Annotated in this window: 15 protein-coding genes; 10 read left to right on the top strand and 5 right to left on the bottom strand. The window is 42.5% G+C overall.

What is annotated here, in order from left to right; all coding sequences use genetic code 11:
- Nucleotides 1-41 precede the first annotated feature (41 nt).
- Nucleotides 42-401, bottom strand: coding sequence for a VOC family protein (locus tag ACN222_RS10320; RefSeq protein ID WP_190449817.1), 360 nt, complete (start codon nucleotides 399-401; stop codon nucleotides 42-44).
- Between the two features lie 95 nt (nucleotides 402-496).
- Nucleotides 497-1,738 carry a bifunctional ornithine acetyltransferase/N-acetylglutamate synthase gene (gene argJ, locus ACN222_RS10315; RefSeq protein ID WP_010996231.1) on the bottom strand — a complete coding sequence of 414 codons (1,242 nt, stop codon included), beginning with the start codon at nucleotides 1,736-1,738 and terminating at the stop codon, nucleotides 497-499.
- 585 nt (nucleotides 1,739-2,323) lie between these two features.
- Here argJ and thrC point away from each other — a divergent pair.
- Nucleotides 2,324-3,415 carry a threonine synthase gene (gene thrC, locus ACN222_RS10310; RefSeq protein WP_010996230.1) on the top strand — a complete coding sequence of 364 codons (1,092 nt, stop codon included), beginning with the start codon at nucleotides 2,324-2,326 and terminating at the stop codon, nucleotides 3,413-3,415.
- A 64-nt stretch (nucleotides 3,416-3,479) separates the two neighbouring features.
- On the opposite strand, the gene ACN222_RS10305 is transcribed toward thrC, so the two are convergent.
- A complete protein-coding gene (locus tag ACN222_RS10305; protein ID WP_010996229.1) occupies nucleotides 3,480-3,956 on the bottom strand; it encodes a hypothetical protein in 477 nt (158 codons plus the stop codon).
- A gap of 131 nt (nucleotides 3,957-4,087) precedes the next feature.
- Here ACN222_RS10305 and ACN222_RS10300 point away from each other — a divergent pair, with 131 nt between their 5' ends.
- From ACN222_RS10300 to ACN222_RS10275, 6 genes are all read left to right on the top strand, one after another.
- Nucleotides 4,088-4,225 carry a hypothetical protein gene (locus ACN222_RS10300; RefSeq protein ID WP_158629525.1) on the top strand — a complete coding sequence of 46 codons (138 nt, stop codon included), beginning with the start codon at nucleotides 4,088-4,090 and terminating at the stop codon, nucleotides 4,223-4,225.
- Between the two features lie 28 nt (nucleotides 4,226-4,253).
- Nucleotides 4,254-5,159, top strand: coding sequence for a YihY/virulence factor BrkB family protein (locus tag ACN222_RS10295; protein ID WP_010996228.1), 906 nt, complete (start codon nucleotides 4,254-4,256; stop codon nucleotides 5,157-5,159).
- A gap of 82 nt (nucleotides 5,160-5,241) precedes the next feature.
- Nucleotides 5,242-5,619, top strand: coding sequence for a DUF4112 domain-containing protein (locus tag ACN222_RS10290; protein WP_010996227.1), 378 nt, complete (start codon nucleotides 5,242-5,244; stop codon nucleotides 5,617-5,619).
- 103 nt (nucleotides 5,620-5,722) lie between these two features.
- Nucleotides 5,723-6,658, top strand: a complete 936-nt coding sequence (locus tag ACN222_RS10285; protein ID WP_010996226.1) for an alpha/beta fold hydrolase — start codon at nucleotides 5,723-5,725, stop codon at nucleotides 6,656-6,658.
- A gap of 112 nt (nucleotides 6,659-6,770) precedes the next feature.
- Nucleotides 6,771-7,881 (top strand): IS630-like element IS895 family transposase gene (locus tag ACN222_RS10280; protein ID WP_086558172.1). Its coding sequence is split into 2 segments (ribosomal slippage): nucleotides 6,771-7,276 and nucleotides 7,275-7,881, totalling 1,113 coding nucleotides; the frame shifts between segments, so codons are not numbered across the junction.
- Nucleotides 7,882-8,189: 308 nt separating this feature from the next.
- Nucleotides 8,190-9,152 (top strand): IS110 family transposase, encoded by a 963-nt coding sequence (locus tag ACN222_RS10275; protein ID WP_010994426.1) that lies wholly within the window; start codon nucleotides 8,190-8,192, stop codon nucleotides 9,150-9,152.
- An 89-nt stretch (nucleotides 9,153-9,241) separates the two neighbouring features.
- Here ACN222_RS10275 and ACN222_RS10270 read toward each other — a convergent pair whose 3' ends face one another.
- A complete protein-coding gene (locus ACN222_RS10270) occupies nucleotides 9,242-9,577 on the bottom strand; it encodes a hypothetical protein (RefSeq protein WP_193371833.1) in 336 nt (111 codons plus the stop codon).
- Entirely contained in the window at nucleotides 9,516-11,036 is a 1,521-nt protein-coding gene (gene crtH / locus ACN222_RS10265; RefSeq protein ID WP_010996225.1) for a carotenoid isomerase, read from the bottom strand. The genes ACN222_RS10270 and crtH overlap by 62 nt, the downstream gene beginning before the upstream one ends.
- Before the next feature lie 589 nt (nucleotides 11,037-11,625).
- Between crtH and upp the strand changes: the two genes are divergently transcribed.
- The 3 genes from upp to ACN222_RS10250 all read left to right on the top strand — a co-directional run bounded on the left by upp (nucleotide 11,626) and on the right by ACN222_RS10250 (nucleotide 13,153).
- Entirely contained in the window at nucleotides 11,626-12,276 is a 651-nt protein-coding gene (upp, locus tag ACN222_RS10260) for a uracil phosphoribosyltransferase (RefSeq protein ID WP_010996224.1), read from the top strand.
- A gap of 67 nt (nucleotides 12,277-12,343) precedes the next feature.
- Nucleotides 12,344-12,694 (top strand): hypothetical protein, encoded by a 351-nt coding sequence (locus tag ACN222_RS10255; protein WP_010996223.1) that lies wholly within the window; start codon nucleotides 12,344-12,346, stop codon nucleotides 12,692-12,694.
- A gap of 180 nt (nucleotides 12,695-12,874) precedes the next feature.
- Complete coding sequence (locus ACN222_RS10250) at nucleotides 12,875-13,153, top strand: YggT family protein (protein WP_010996222.1); 279 nt, start codon at nucleotides 12,875-12,877, stop codon at nucleotides 13,151-13,153.
- Nucleotides 13,154-13,164: the final 11 nt, after the last annotated feature.

Here is a 13,164-nt window from a genome sequence, read left to right as displayed (position 1 = left end):
GTTTAGTTGTCAGTTGTCAGTTGTCAGTTGACCGTTAACTGTTACTGTTGACTCAATTCGATAATGTTCCCATCTGGGTCTTGGGTGAAGAGTGCGGGACGACCGGAGGCGCTTGGTTGAATGGGGTAGTTTTTGTTAATTAACTCCTGCTTGGCTGCTTCTAAGTCGGCGACAGAAAAAGCTATATGGGGATTACGTCCCCACTTTTCGTTGGGGTTGTCGGTGGGTACATCTGACGCAACGATGAGATGAATTTGATAGTTACCGACTTGATACCATATACCCGGATATTTTAACGAACGGTCAATTTTGGACAATCCCAAAACTTGACTGTAGAACTGTTCCGCGCGTTCTAAGTCAGTCACGAGAATAGCTGTATGAAGACCTTGGGTAATCTGCATTGTTGGTAATGAGCGATGGAGTTCCGTCCATCGTAAGTGATGGCTTTTCATCTTCCATCCTACAGAAAATTACCCATTACCAATTACCCTCATTCTTAAGTTGTATACTCAGCGTTAATCTTCACATAGTCATAACTTAAATCGCATCCCCAAGCTTTGCCAGTGCCATGACCATTACCGACCTTGACAGAAATTAAGACTGTATCTTGCTGAAGATAAGCACCTGTGGCGGCTTGTTTTAAATACGCGCTGGCGGCGGCGCGGTCAAATGGGAGGGGTTGACCATTGTCTAAGAGTAAAAAATCTCCTAGCTGAATTTGCAGATTTTCCTGCTCGAAGGGAACACCAGCACGTCCGGCGGCGGCGGCGATGCGCCCCCAATTGGGGTCACGACCAAAGATTGCAGACTTCACTAATGATGAACCGGCAATAGTTTTGGCGATTTGTCTAGCTGCTTGTTCATCATGTGCGCCTGTGACTTGCACTTCTATAAGACAGGTTGCACCTTCGCCATCACGGGCGATCGCTTTGGCTAAATGCTGGCATACTGCTGTTAGCATGGCCTCTAATTTTTCCGATTCTGCACCGACTTCAGTAATGGCTGGGGTGCGAGACTGTCCATTGGCTAGGGCGATTAAACTATCGTTGGTACTGGTATCTCCATCTACTGTAATGGAATTGAAGCTTCTATCTGCTGCCCTAGTTAACATTTGTTGCCAAAGATGGGAGGAAACTGCGGCATCACAGGTAACAAAAGCTAGCATTGTCGCCATGTTGGGATGAATCATCCCTGAACCTTTGGCGATACCACCAATGCGGACTGGACGATCGCCTATAGTTGTTTCTAAAGCAATAGATTTTGTGACTAAATCTGTAGTGATAATTGCCCCGGCGGCTGCATCTGAACCTGTATCTGTAAGGGATGCTATTAGTTTAGGAATACCGTTGCGTAAGGCATCCATTTTAATTCGTTGACCAATTACCCCCGTGGAAGCCAACAGAATTAATTCGGGGGATATATTTAACTCTTTTGCTAACAACTCGGCACTTTCTTCTGCATCCTTAATACCTTGACTACCTGTAGCGGCGTTGGCTTGTCCAGCATTGCAAAGAATGGCGCGAGCGCTTTGCTTGGCTTGTAAACGTTGCCGACAGTAGTCTACACAAGCAGCCTTTACTTGACTGGTTGTGAATACACCAGATGCGATCGCTTCTACATCTGATACTATCAAAGCTAAATCTGGCAACCCCGAAGGTTTGAGTCCTGCTGTAATTCCCGCCGCCCGATAACCTTTTGGTGCTGTAATTCCACCAGTAATTTCCTGCCAGTCTGCCATCTTTATTTTTACCCCTACAACGAAATTTAGTGGCTTGACTGGCGATTATATCAATTCGCAATTTGCAATTTGTAATTCGTAATTTGTAATTCGTAATTCTTGACATGGGGTATTGCTTCTTTTCCCTGCTTCCCAGTCAAGTAAAAAAGGAGAGCCACTTGGGCAGCTCTCCAGATCATCAGGGTGCATCTACTTAGCACAGTATATCACTTTTGCCCTGAGGAGTAATACCCACTATTTATTTTTTGTATAAAGATTATTAAGAAATTTCACGGACAGTATTGAACTCAAAAAATCATACAAAGTTCTTGAAAAGGCAGGGGGAGAACTTATTCCAATATTTTCCCCCAATCCCCATTACCCCTTATCCCCAGAGGGGCCCCCACCTTCCCCAATCCCCACTATGAGATAAACTGACATTTATAAAATAGGCAGTGGAAGACTTGCACAAAAAGAGATAATATTAATCTTCTGGAAGGAAAAGTCGCAAAAAGAGGGACTAGAGTTTAAACATATTCCTTCTTTAACTTTCCCACTTATGAAAATCTTCAATATCCAATCCTTAGCGAAAAACATTTAAATCCTGTGACTTTGAGCTTGTCTGTTGCTAAATCTCATCGCCAACCCTGGCCCGGACTGATAGAAGCCTATCGTGAGTACTTACCTGTCAGCGACAAAACGCCAGTTGTGACTTTGTTGGAAGGTAACACTCCTTTAATTCCGGTGCCAGCGATCGCAGAACGTATCGGTAGACAAGTAAGTGTGTTTGTGAAATACGATGGTCTCAACCCCACTGGCAGTTTCAAAGACAGGGGGATGACTATGGCGATTTCCAAAGCTAAGGAAGACGGAGCCAAAGCGGTCATTTGTGCGAGTACAGGCAATACCTCAGCCGCAGCCGCAGCCTATGCTCGTCGTGGTGGGATGAAGGCTTTTGTATTGATTCCTGATGGTTATGTTGCCTTGGGTAAGCTGGCGCAAGCACTACTTTATGGTGCAGAAGTATTGGCAATTAAAGGCAACTTCGACCAAGCTCTAGAAATCGTCCGGGAAATGGCAGAAAGTTATCCCATCACGTTAGTAAACTCAGTCAATCCCTACCGCTTGGAAGGTCAAAAAACAGGAGCTTTTGAAGTGGTGGATGCTTTGGGTAATGCCCCAGACTGGTTGTGCATCCCAGTTGGTAACGCGGGAAATATCACAGCATATTGGATGGGTTTTTGTCAATATCATCAAGCCGGGAAATGCGATCGCCTACCCCAGATGATGGGCTTCCAAGCCGCAGGTGCAGCCCCCTTGGTAAATGGTCAGCCTGTATCCCATCCCGAAACCATCGCTACCGCCATTCGCATTGGCAAACCAGCGAGTTGGGATAAAGCGATCGCAGCCCAATCAGCCAGTCAAGGAAGTTTTAACGCCGTCACTGATGAAGAAATTCTCGACGCATACCGACTATTGGCATCATCAGAAGGTATTTTCTGCGAACCCGCTAGCGCTGCTTCCGTCGCCGGCTTATTAAAAGTCAAAGACCAAGTACCCACAGGCGCAACAGTCGTATGTGTCCTCACAGGTAACGGTCTTAAAGACCCAGATACAGCAATTAAACACAGTCACAGCCAATTCAAACAAGGTATTGAGGCAGATTTAAGCTCTGTAGCCAAGGCGATGGGATTTTAGGAGTTTAGAGACGCGATTAATCGCGTCTGTACAATTGTCATTACTCATTACTTCCCCTGCTCCCCTACTCCCCACTCCCCCGTCCTCGTTCCTTTGCCAAACTATCAATTGCATCACCCAAGGCAGTAGTTAAGCTTTTGCGGGTTTGGGCGTGGTTCTCTTGTTCGGTTTTCAAGGCTTGGCGTAGGCGATCGCGTTCTTTGATCACATCAACCAGTTTGGCTTTCAAGTCCTCTACGGTACGGATTTGTGCTAATTCTTGCTGTACGCCGGCGCTAGCTGCTGCATCGGGTAAAGTTTGTCCGTCAATCCCCTTGAGTTGTTGAATTTCCGCCTTGAGGGAGGCGATCGTTTGGCGAAAGAAATCCGTATCTGTGCGGCGTTGTTCTGCTTCCGTGTTGTAGAGTTTGCGCCACTTTTCAGCACTTTCCCAAGCAGCATCCCGTTCTTGTTGCTGTTCTATTAATTGCTGCTTGAGTGTTTGGATTTCTGTTAGCCACTGTTGTGTTAGGTGTTGACCAATTTCACTACTTTCAGCCATTTATTTACTTACTTCTCCTATTGTTGGACTATATAAACGCAATTATTCTTTAAATACGAAGTTTTAGTTAGGAAACTAATAAAACAAACAAAGTATAACTGCTTCTCTGTATAAAACAAGTGTGAGCCGAAATGCACAACTTTCAAGTTGCACATTTTGGCTCAGTACCGTGTCAATACAACGTAAAGATAGATAACACAGTTAAGCAACTTACCATAACCAGTTTTCCGATAGATGCGATCGCCAGTCAACTCTGGCACATTATTTAAGTAAACTTATCTGCCATCACTAAAAATCATGGTTCAGTCTCGTTTTGTTCGCTTCTTTCGTCACCTGAATTGGCACACACTCAAAAAAACGTTTACCAGGACAACGGAAAGACGACTGTTGGGACTGGGTTCCGAAATTGCCTTCAATGCGATGTTATCTTTATTTCCGGCAATTCTCGCCGTACTCACTGCTATTGGTTTCTTTGCAGACTCCTTGCAAGACACCTTTAGACAACTAGCAGCGCAATTAAGCCAAGTTGCACCAGAAGAAGCAATGGTATTGATTCGAGAGTTTGCTGGTAGAGAAATTGCCAACTCTCGAAATAGTGGCTTGTTTTCTCTAAGTTTTGTCATAGCTATTTGGACAGCTTCCGGTGCTGTAAGTACTGCTATGACTGCCTTTGATCAAATCCATCAAATCCCTCAAGAAAAGATGCGCCCGTTTTGGAAGTCTAAACTTGTGTCTTTAGGCTTAACAGTTGGGACTATCTTACTGTTGGTACTAGCTTCTTTCTTAGTATTTATCAGTGATTTATTGTTGGGAATGGTGGTAAACGAAAATGGTGCTTTGATTTTTCTATTGCATTTGTGGCAGTTATTACGCTGGCCTTTAGCATTAGGGATTGTAGCTACAGCCTTTAGTTTTATTTATCGTTATGGGACTAGTGTTTGGAAACCAGGCACACCGATAATGCCAGGGGCGATTGTAGCAGCAATTTTCTGGGCAATTTTATCTGCCTTATTTCGGCTGTATGTAGCGAATTTTGGTAACTATAACAAAGTTTATGGGGCTGTGGGGACAGTGATAGTTTTAATGTTATGGCTGTGGATGAGTGCGGCTGTTTTGTTAATTGGCGACCAATTAAACGTCACTGTCGGCGAAGAAATTCACTCAAAAGCATCCAAGGATCTACCACAAGAGGTTCGTCAATAAGTATCGTGACAACTCTTGTAAATTTCCCAAATACCAGTACAATGTTGAACAATTTTATTGCGAAAAACGAGCGATCGCCTGAATGCCTAATTCTTCTCCCAAGTTCCCTGATATTGACTATAATGCTCAAGCCGTTACTTTAAAGCGTCTACGTAAATTAAGCCGCCTGTTAGATACAGTCATAACTATTCCTGGCACACCAATAGCTATTGGCTTAGACCCACTAATCGGATTTATACCTATTGGTGGTGATGCTTTGGGTTTAATACTTTCCAGTTACATCGTATTTGAAGCAAGGCGGCTAGGTGTGCCTAAAAAGATATTGAGTAGAATGATATTTAATATCATCATTGATAGTTTATTGGGTAGTTTTCCCGTCATTGGTGACATATTCGACTTTGCGTGGACAGCAAATGAATATAACATCAAGCTAATAGAAAAACACTTAAATAGTCATTAGTCAACAGTCAACAGTCAACAGTCACCCTCCTCCATCTCCCCATTCGCCAATTTCTGCTGTAGAATGCCTTAACGAGTGTTGAGATCACTCATTGAGCAAAGACATGAAAGATTGGTGGCAAGAGACTTTCCCCAAGGGGCGGCAAAGTCTGATAATTAGTGACGTTCATGGGTATCCTGTACAAATTGCATACGGTGAAAAAGGTACAGGTAGGCCATTATTTCTCATACACGGTATGGGTAGTTGGAGCTATAATTGGCGTTATAGTGTAGCTCCATTATCTAAGTATTTCCGCGTCATTTGTGTAGATGCTAAAGGTTTCGGTTTTTCTGATAAACCTTGCTTGCGTCAAGAAAAGAATGGGCATCAAGTCATTGAATTAGAACGCATTATTCAATGTTTATGTGATGAACCAGCTATTGTTGCAGCTGAATCCTTAGGTGCATTGGTAGCTCTTGCCTTAGCACAAAAAAATGCCGAATTAATCGGACGGTTAGTAGTAATTAATGCGCCAATTTTTGCTGATCGTTTACCCCATTGGGCAATGTCTATACTTGCCCAAACACCAATAGAAATATTACAAACAATCGATGATTTGCGTTTAGCTTATTTATTTGCGCCCATAGTTCGAGAAGTTATGGCGGTAGAAAGACGTAAAGTACTGTTTGATCCGTCAATTTTGACTCAAGAAGATGTGTATTGGATTACTTACCCATTTATTGAAATTCCAGGAACTTTGGTTAAAGTTGCCGAAGAGTTACAAATAGCGGCAAGAGAAATCGAGAACTGGCAAGCAAATAAACCAAATATGCTCAGTGAAATTCAAAATAAGTTGAATTTAATTGAGGCTCCCACATTAATCTTATGGGGCGATAAAGATAGCTGGTTTCCTGCCAGCCACGGGAAAAAATTACATCAACACTTACCTAATTCCAAGTTGCAAATTTTAGATAACTGCTATCATGATGCTTCCACCGGTTCTGCAAAAGTTGTCAACAAAGAAATTTTACAATTTCTCAAGGAGACAGATTTTTTATAACCATGTTTATTTAATTAAAAAACATAAATTATTCCAACTATAGGAATCCTATTTGATTTGTGAACAAGACCAAGAGATAATACGGAGAGGGATAAAAGTCTAATAGTAAACAATGAAAAGTCAGCATTTACAAGCTACTACACTTGCGGGGGAAGTATCGCAGCAATATTTAAAAGAGGAAACTGCACTGAATGCGATTGCTGAATTACAAGATTTTATAGATATGTGTCCAGATGCGCGTGAAGTAAGGAAAGCATTGGCAGTCAAGCTAGTTTATCAAGGTTACTTGTATGATGAAATCCAAAAAATTTTAGACGTATCGCGAGGGTCAATCACAGGCTGGAAGCAAGCCTATGAAGAAACTGGAATTGACGGACTGCGACTAAACTACAAAGGGAGAAAGAGCTATCTGAATGCTAAACAACTCCAAGAGGTGTTGAGCTGGCTACAAACAAAAGATTGTTGGGAGCTTGGGGAACTAGAGTATCAACTAGCTTTTGAGTATGACGTAGTTTATGAGTCAAAGCAAAGCTACTACGACTTGTTCTCCGAAGCAGGAATCAGTTGGAAGAAAACCACAAAGGTAAATCCGAAAGCCGATGAGAATGCTGTTGCAGAAAAAAAAAGAGATTGAAACATTGCTGGCAAATAACCGAGAAGAAATCGAAACAGGAAAGTTAAGAGTATTGTTAATTGATGAGTGTCATTTAATGTGGGGAGATTTAAGTGGTTATGTATGGGGAAAAAGTGACCAAGAAATCGCAGTCCCAGTTGTCAACGAGCGAGATAAGCAGACATACTATGGGGCAGTTGACTATCTCCTTGGAGAATTAGTTCTCAAAGCTTATGATGCTGGAAACTCAAAAAATACTATCAACTACCTAGAATACTTACTAGCTAACTCTCCCGACCAGCGATTACTAATTTTTTGGGATGGGGCTAGCTACCACCGTTCCAAGGAAATTAGAGGTTTCTTGGACTCTGTTAATCAAAGCTTACCAACCGAGCAATGGAAAATACACTGTGTCCGTTTTGCCCCTAATTGCCCAGTACAAAATCCGATAGAGGATATTTGGTTACAAGCCAAAACATGGGTTAGACGTTTTTGTGCTTTAATTCCTTCATTTTCACATTTAAAGTGGATATTTGAGTGGTTTATTAGACACACTACCTTTGATTTTGACACTCTACAGATGTACGGAACTTATTCAAAAATCAAATAGGATTCCTATAGACGGTTAGTAGTTAGTAGGGTGCGTCAGTATGAATGATTTCTTGGTACAGCTAGGTTTTCTCGCACTGACGCACCCTTGTATATTAAAAGAAGTGGTAGACCGTCGCACCCTAGGTCATTAAAGACCGCTTTGTAGCATGGGTCACCACAACAATCTCTTTGACAGAACTCGAACAGTCGCCGGGGTCAAAGCTTTAAACTACTGACATTTAAAGTATACAGTCCGCATCGGGCAAGGATGAGTGAAATCAAGGGGATGAATTAAAAACTTCTTGACAAAATAGTTGAGATTCAAAAATGGAAAACATCTCTGTGTGGGTAGGCATTGACGTGAGCAAAGCGACCCTCGATGTTTATATCCGTCCCATCGGTAAAGCATTGAAGTTTGCTAATACAGAACTAGAAATATTTAATTTAGTTGAACAATTAAAATTTTATGATTTGAACCTCATCGTACTAGAAGCAACCGGAGGATTAGAAACAGAACTGGTCATTCAACTACAGGCAGCAATGCTACCAGTAGCATTAATCAATCCACGTCAAGGACGAAATTTTGCCAAAGCCACTGGTAAACTCGCCAAAACAGATGCTATCGATGCACAAATATTGGCACACTTTGGGGAAGCAATGAAACCTCAAGTGTTAAACATTGAGTCACAAGCATCTCGTCAATTAGGAGAATTAATTAGTCGTCGAAGACAATTAGTTGAGATGCAAACTGCTGAAAAAAATCGACGCTCACGCGCCCGTGGTAAAGCATTGGCAGATATTGAAGCACACATTGAATATCTTGACGAACGTCTCAAACAACTCAATCAAGAAATTGAGCAATTAACTCAAAACAATCAACAATGGATTGAAAAAGTTAATTTACTCAAAACTACTCCTGGTATTGGCCAAGTTATTTCGACAACTCTGGTTTCTGATTTGCCAGAACTCGGTCAACTCACTGCCAAACAAATTTCTCGCTTAGTTGGTGTTGCACCTATCAATCATGATAGTGGTCAACACAAAGGTAAGCGCATGATTAATGGCGGTCGCGCTCATGTTCGTGCCACTCTTTATATGGGTGCTGTTGTTGCTATGCGTCATAATCCGGTTATCAAGGCCTTTTATGAGCGTCTTGTCGAACGTGGTAAATCGAAAAAATTAGCTCTCACTGCTTGCGTTCATAAAATGTTAGTCATTTTAAATGCAATGGTTCGGGATAATTTACCTTGGCGTGTTACTGACAACTTACAACCCATTCCCAACGCTTAATCACAATTGACCGTTTTTATACTTGGAAATACTCTCCCTGATGATCCTATTGCCGCATTTGGGTCAATTTTTGATGCTCTTTTTTATCTTCACGGGAAATCCAGCAACTGGGGAAGATTCTGCGGCGAAGCGGAGTGGCTGGTGCGGGCTGCTACCATCTTAGCCAAGAGCCACAAGTCTTTTTGCCCGTACCAGCCACCGCAGAATCTAGCGCAGCGTTCCCCAGTTGCGTCAATGTTCAGAGTCCCGGTTTTTGTTAACGATCGCTTGACTTTCAAGACAGTCGCTACAGTTTCAATATTTTTTATCTGGAAGTCTCCAACCTTAACTAGTGCTGTATTTCTTCCCGCCTTCCTCATCCCATCACAACCCCAAATCGACGGCGATACGATGGGCGCAGGCGAAGCCAGAAAAGGCGACTGCATTTAAACCCTGTCCGGGAAATGTACTGTCTCCTACACAATACAGTCCCTTGATAGCGGTGCGATTAAAAGGCATGGACAACAATCCTCGCAGTTTACGTCTGGGAATGGGGCCATAAGTGCCGTCTTCTCGCCCTAAAAAGCGGCGATGGGTACGGGGTGTGCCTACTTCTAAATAATCTAAACCTGCATCTAAGCCAGGAAATATCTTTTCTAGTCTGTCAATAATTCGCCAGGCTGTCTCTTCTTTCTTCGCTTCGTAGTCACTCACAGACAACCCATGCCAATCATTCATCCAATTAGGCGTAAAGGCATGAATTATATGGTATCCTTCTGGGGCTAATTCTGGATCAAGCAATGTGGGTATGGAGACAAACAGTGTGCCTTCTGGTTGGGTCATATTTTGCCAATCTTCCAAGATAATATGATGGCATTCTGTCCCTTGAGGTAAGACTGACTCTTTGACCCCTATGTGTAAACTCAAAAAACTGGGTGATTTTTTATAGTTCTGTTGCCATTTTTTCTCATTAGATGGTATTTGATCTACAGGTAGTAATTTGTCAAATGTGTCCCACCGTGTAGCATTAGAAACTATCCGTTTGCCTCGATAAATTTCACCATTAGTTAGTTGCACACCGACAGCACAGTCTTTTTCAGTAATGATTTTTGCTACTTTGGCTTGATATCGAATCTCGCCACCAGCTTTTTCTAAGCCTTCTACGAGCTTCTGGGCAATTTGACCTACTCCACCCTTGGGGTAGTTAACACCGCCATAATGCCTGTCAGAAAAGACCATACCTGCATTAATCATCGGTGTCATCGCTGCTGGCACTACAGACCAGCAGTAACATTCTATATCGATAAATTTCAATAATTCTGGGTCTTTGATGTAGCGACGGGCGATATCCCCAGCATTTTGAGGCAGATACTTAAGTAAACCTAGACACGCTAAAGGATGTTGCAAAAACGATCGCAGCAAATACCGAGGTTCTTCTAATGACAACAACTCCATGCGGTTGAGACACTTAAATACTTGCCAACATTCGTCATAAAAGCCACGAATCCCCTCTTTTTCATGAGGAAAGTAAGCAGCAAGATTTTGCAAAAACTTATCATAAACCCGGTCAACTTTCAGGTTTAAGTTGTTGGGTAAGTGGTAGTGGATTTGTACAGGATCGGCGATCGCATCTACACTACTATTTACAGCTTGTAAAGCACGGGTGAGTAAGTTTGTAGTCCCTCTGTTCCCTAAGCCAAAAATCATGGAAGCTCCAACGTCAAAACGATAGCCTTGACGCTCAAAGTAGCCAGCACTTCCACCAGGAATGATATAGCTTTCTAGTACCAGAACTTTCGCTCCCTTGGTTGCGAGTTGGGTTGCTGTCACTAGTCCGCCAATGCCAGACCCAATCACGATGACATCAAACAAAGAATTTTGGGAAGTAGTTGAGGTTACGGACATAAAAGCTGCACTTACATGGAATTAACCAGCCAAACCGTATTTCATAATACATCTATATCTGGTAAAGCTTACGCAATTTCCTCAAATTTATCGTAAATAAAAACTCGACCCACAAGGGGATAGAGTTTTGTCAGTTGTCAGTTGTCAGTGGCAAAGATATGTAAAAACTTAATTTTGAATTTTGAATTTTGAATTGTTAAGTGTTTACCCATACAAAAAAGAGGGATGAGCCTGCTACCGCCGACTAATCCCGTCTGCCGATCCTTAAAGAGAGGAGAACACTGACAAATAATATAACTCGGATTGAGAATACCTGTCAACTATTAATGAAAATCTTTTGCATTAAATTTTGATATCTCTGATTTAGCTCACAAATCCCCATCCACAAAGCCAAATTAATTAGGACTTAGGCACCCAGATTTTCTGTTGAGACTGGGTGTAAGGGTTTCAAACCCCTATACCCCCATACCTTTGATCTTTCGTTTTCATACATAAGTCATAATTAATTACGAATTACGAATTACAAATTACGAGACAGAGTATGATGATGTTTCAGTTCTCATAGAATTAAAATTGGCAATTTCCGGCTATGACGGTACAACTGCGTGTTTACGTTCCTCCCCATCCTTTAATTAAGCACTGGCTGGCAGTTGCCCGTGATGCTGCCACACCTTCAGTCTTATTTCGTAGTGCCATCACCGAGTTGGGTAGATGGCTAACTTATGAAGCAGCGCGGGAATGGTTGCCTACAGAGGAGACGACGGTACAAACTCCCTTAGAGATATGCCCAGCGACTGTAATCAATCCCCAAGTGCCTGTGGCAGTGGTGCCGATTTTGCGGGCAGGATTAGGCTTATTAGAGGGGGCGCAAACTGTCTTACCTTTGGCTTCAATTTACCACCTGGGTTTGGTGCGTAATGAGGAGACATTGGAAGCTTCATGTTACCTCAACAAATTGCCAGAAAAATTTGACCCCCAAACTAGAGTGTTAATTACCGATCCGATGTTAGCTACAGGCGGGTCTATCATGAAGGCAATGTCAGAATTAACAGAACGTGGCGTTGACCCGTCTTTAGTGAGAATTGTCTCTGTAGTGGCAGCACCACCAGCTTTACAAAAATTGAATGCGGCTTATTCTGGTTTGATAGTTTACACCGCAACAATTGATGAAACGGTGAATGATCAAGGGTTTATTGTCCCAGGATTAGGCGACGCAGGCGATCGCATTTTTGGGACATGAGCTACTATGCAGCTAGGGAAGGAAAAAAATAGCTTAACTAATGTAAAAGTTGCTTCAAGGCGGTATTATGAGTCAGCGTGATGGTTTTGCTAGCGGTTTTTTCGCAGGGGCAGTATTCGGCGGCGTAGTCGGCGGTATTCTGGGTGCTGTGATTGCTTCTCGACAAAGTGAAGAATTAATCGAAGACGGGAAAGAGTTAATTAATGGCTCAGGAGAAAGCAGGAAAGTACCAAGCAAACGTCGTCAAATGATATCCCCAGATGGCGATAACCTAGAAATGGAATCAGCACGGCGATCGCTAGAAGATAAAATTGCCCAGCTAAATGCCACAATTGACGAAGTGAGGAAGCATCTGGGCAACGTTAATGGTAGTCCAGAACAGTCTATAGGCGATCGCTCCCTTAACAAAGATTCTTAAATAATTATTGTTGGAAGAAGGCAGGAAGCAGTACTCCTTCCTTTCCTCTTCCCAATCCCCAATCTCCATTTCTAAGATAATGGCGGTTAATGCGGCAACCATCCACATACGTCATAACTTAGAGTAAATTAAAATCAATAATAAGACCGCTTTAACACCTAGTAGGAAACTAAACCATCCATGAATTTACTGATTACTACGTTAGTTACATTCGTCACTATTTACAGCTATTTACTCATTATCCGGGTTCTTTTGACCTGGTTCCCTCAGATTGATTGGTATAACCAACCATTTGCAGCTTTAAGCCAAATAACTGACCCCTATCTGAATCTGTTCCGTTCCATTATTCCCCCCTTGGGTGGTATGGACTTTTCTCCTATCCTCGCCTTTTTAGTGTTGAATTTAACTGGCGACTTACTCAGAACTTTAACTAGACTGCCATTTGTACAGGGATTTTAATCAACCTGAGC

It is taken from the genome of Anabaena sp. FACHB-595 (assembly GCF_048568275.1).
Classification (GTDB): Bacteria; Cyanobacteriota; Cyanobacteriia; order Cyanobacteriales; family Nostocaceae; genus Trichormus.
The sequence above is the reverse complement of the archived record's forward strand: the minus strand, read 5'-3'. Positions and strand labels throughout refer to the sequence as shown.

Bases quoted from the DNA above. Each gene is read 5' to 3' on its own strand.
- ACN222_RS10320 (WP_190449817.1), bottom strand. From the start codon at position 401: ATGCAGATTACCCAAGGTCTTCATACAGCTATTCTCGTGACTGACTTA.
- argJ (WP_010996231.1), bottom strand. From the start codon at position 1,738: ATGGCAGACTGGCAGGAAATTACTGGTGGAATTACAGCACCAAAAGGT.
- ACN222_RS10305 (WP_010996229.1), bottom strand. From the start codon at position 3,956: ATGGCTGAAAGTAGTGAAATTGGTCAACACCTAACACAACAGTGGCTA.
- ACN222_RS10300 (WP_158629525.1), top strand. From the start codon at position 4,088: ATGCACAACTTTCAAGTTGCACATTTTGGCTCAGTACCGTGTCAATAC.
- ACN222_RS10295 (WP_010996228.1), top strand. From the start codon at position 4,254: ATGGTTCAGTCTCGTTTTGTTCGCTTCTTTCGTCACCTGAATTGGCAC.
- ACN222_RS10290 (WP_010996227.1), top strand. From the start codon at position 5,242: ATGCCTAATTCTTCTCCCAAGTTCCCTGATATTGACTATAATGCTCAA.
- ACN222_RS10285 (WP_010996226.1), top strand. From the start codon at position 5,723: ATGAAAGATTGGTGGCAAGAGACTTTCCCCAAGGGGCGGCAAAGTCTG.
- ACN222_RS10275 (WP_010994426.1), top strand. From the start codon at position 8,190: ATGGAAAACATCTCTGTGTGGGTAGGCATTGACGTGAGCAAAGCGACC.
- ACN222_RS10270 (WP_193371833.1), bottom strand. From the start codon at position 9,577: ATGCAGTCGCCTTTTCTGGCTTCGCCTGCGCCCATCGTATCGCCGTCG.
- crtH (WP_010996225.1), bottom strand. From the start codon at position 11,036: ATGTCCGTAACCTCAACTACTTCCCAAAATTCTTTGTTTGATGTCATC.
- upp (WP_010996224.1), top strand. From the start codon at position 11,626: ATGACGGTACAACTGCGTGTTTACGTTCCTCCCCATCCTTTAATTAAG.
- ACN222_RS10255 (WP_010996223.1), top strand. From the start codon at position 12,344: ATGAGTCAGCGTGATGGTTTTGCTAGCGGTTTTTTCGCAGGGGCAGTA.
- ACN222_RS10250 (WP_010996222.1), top strand. From the start codon at position 12,875: ATGAATTTACTGATTACTACGTTAGTTACATTCGTCACTATTTACAGC.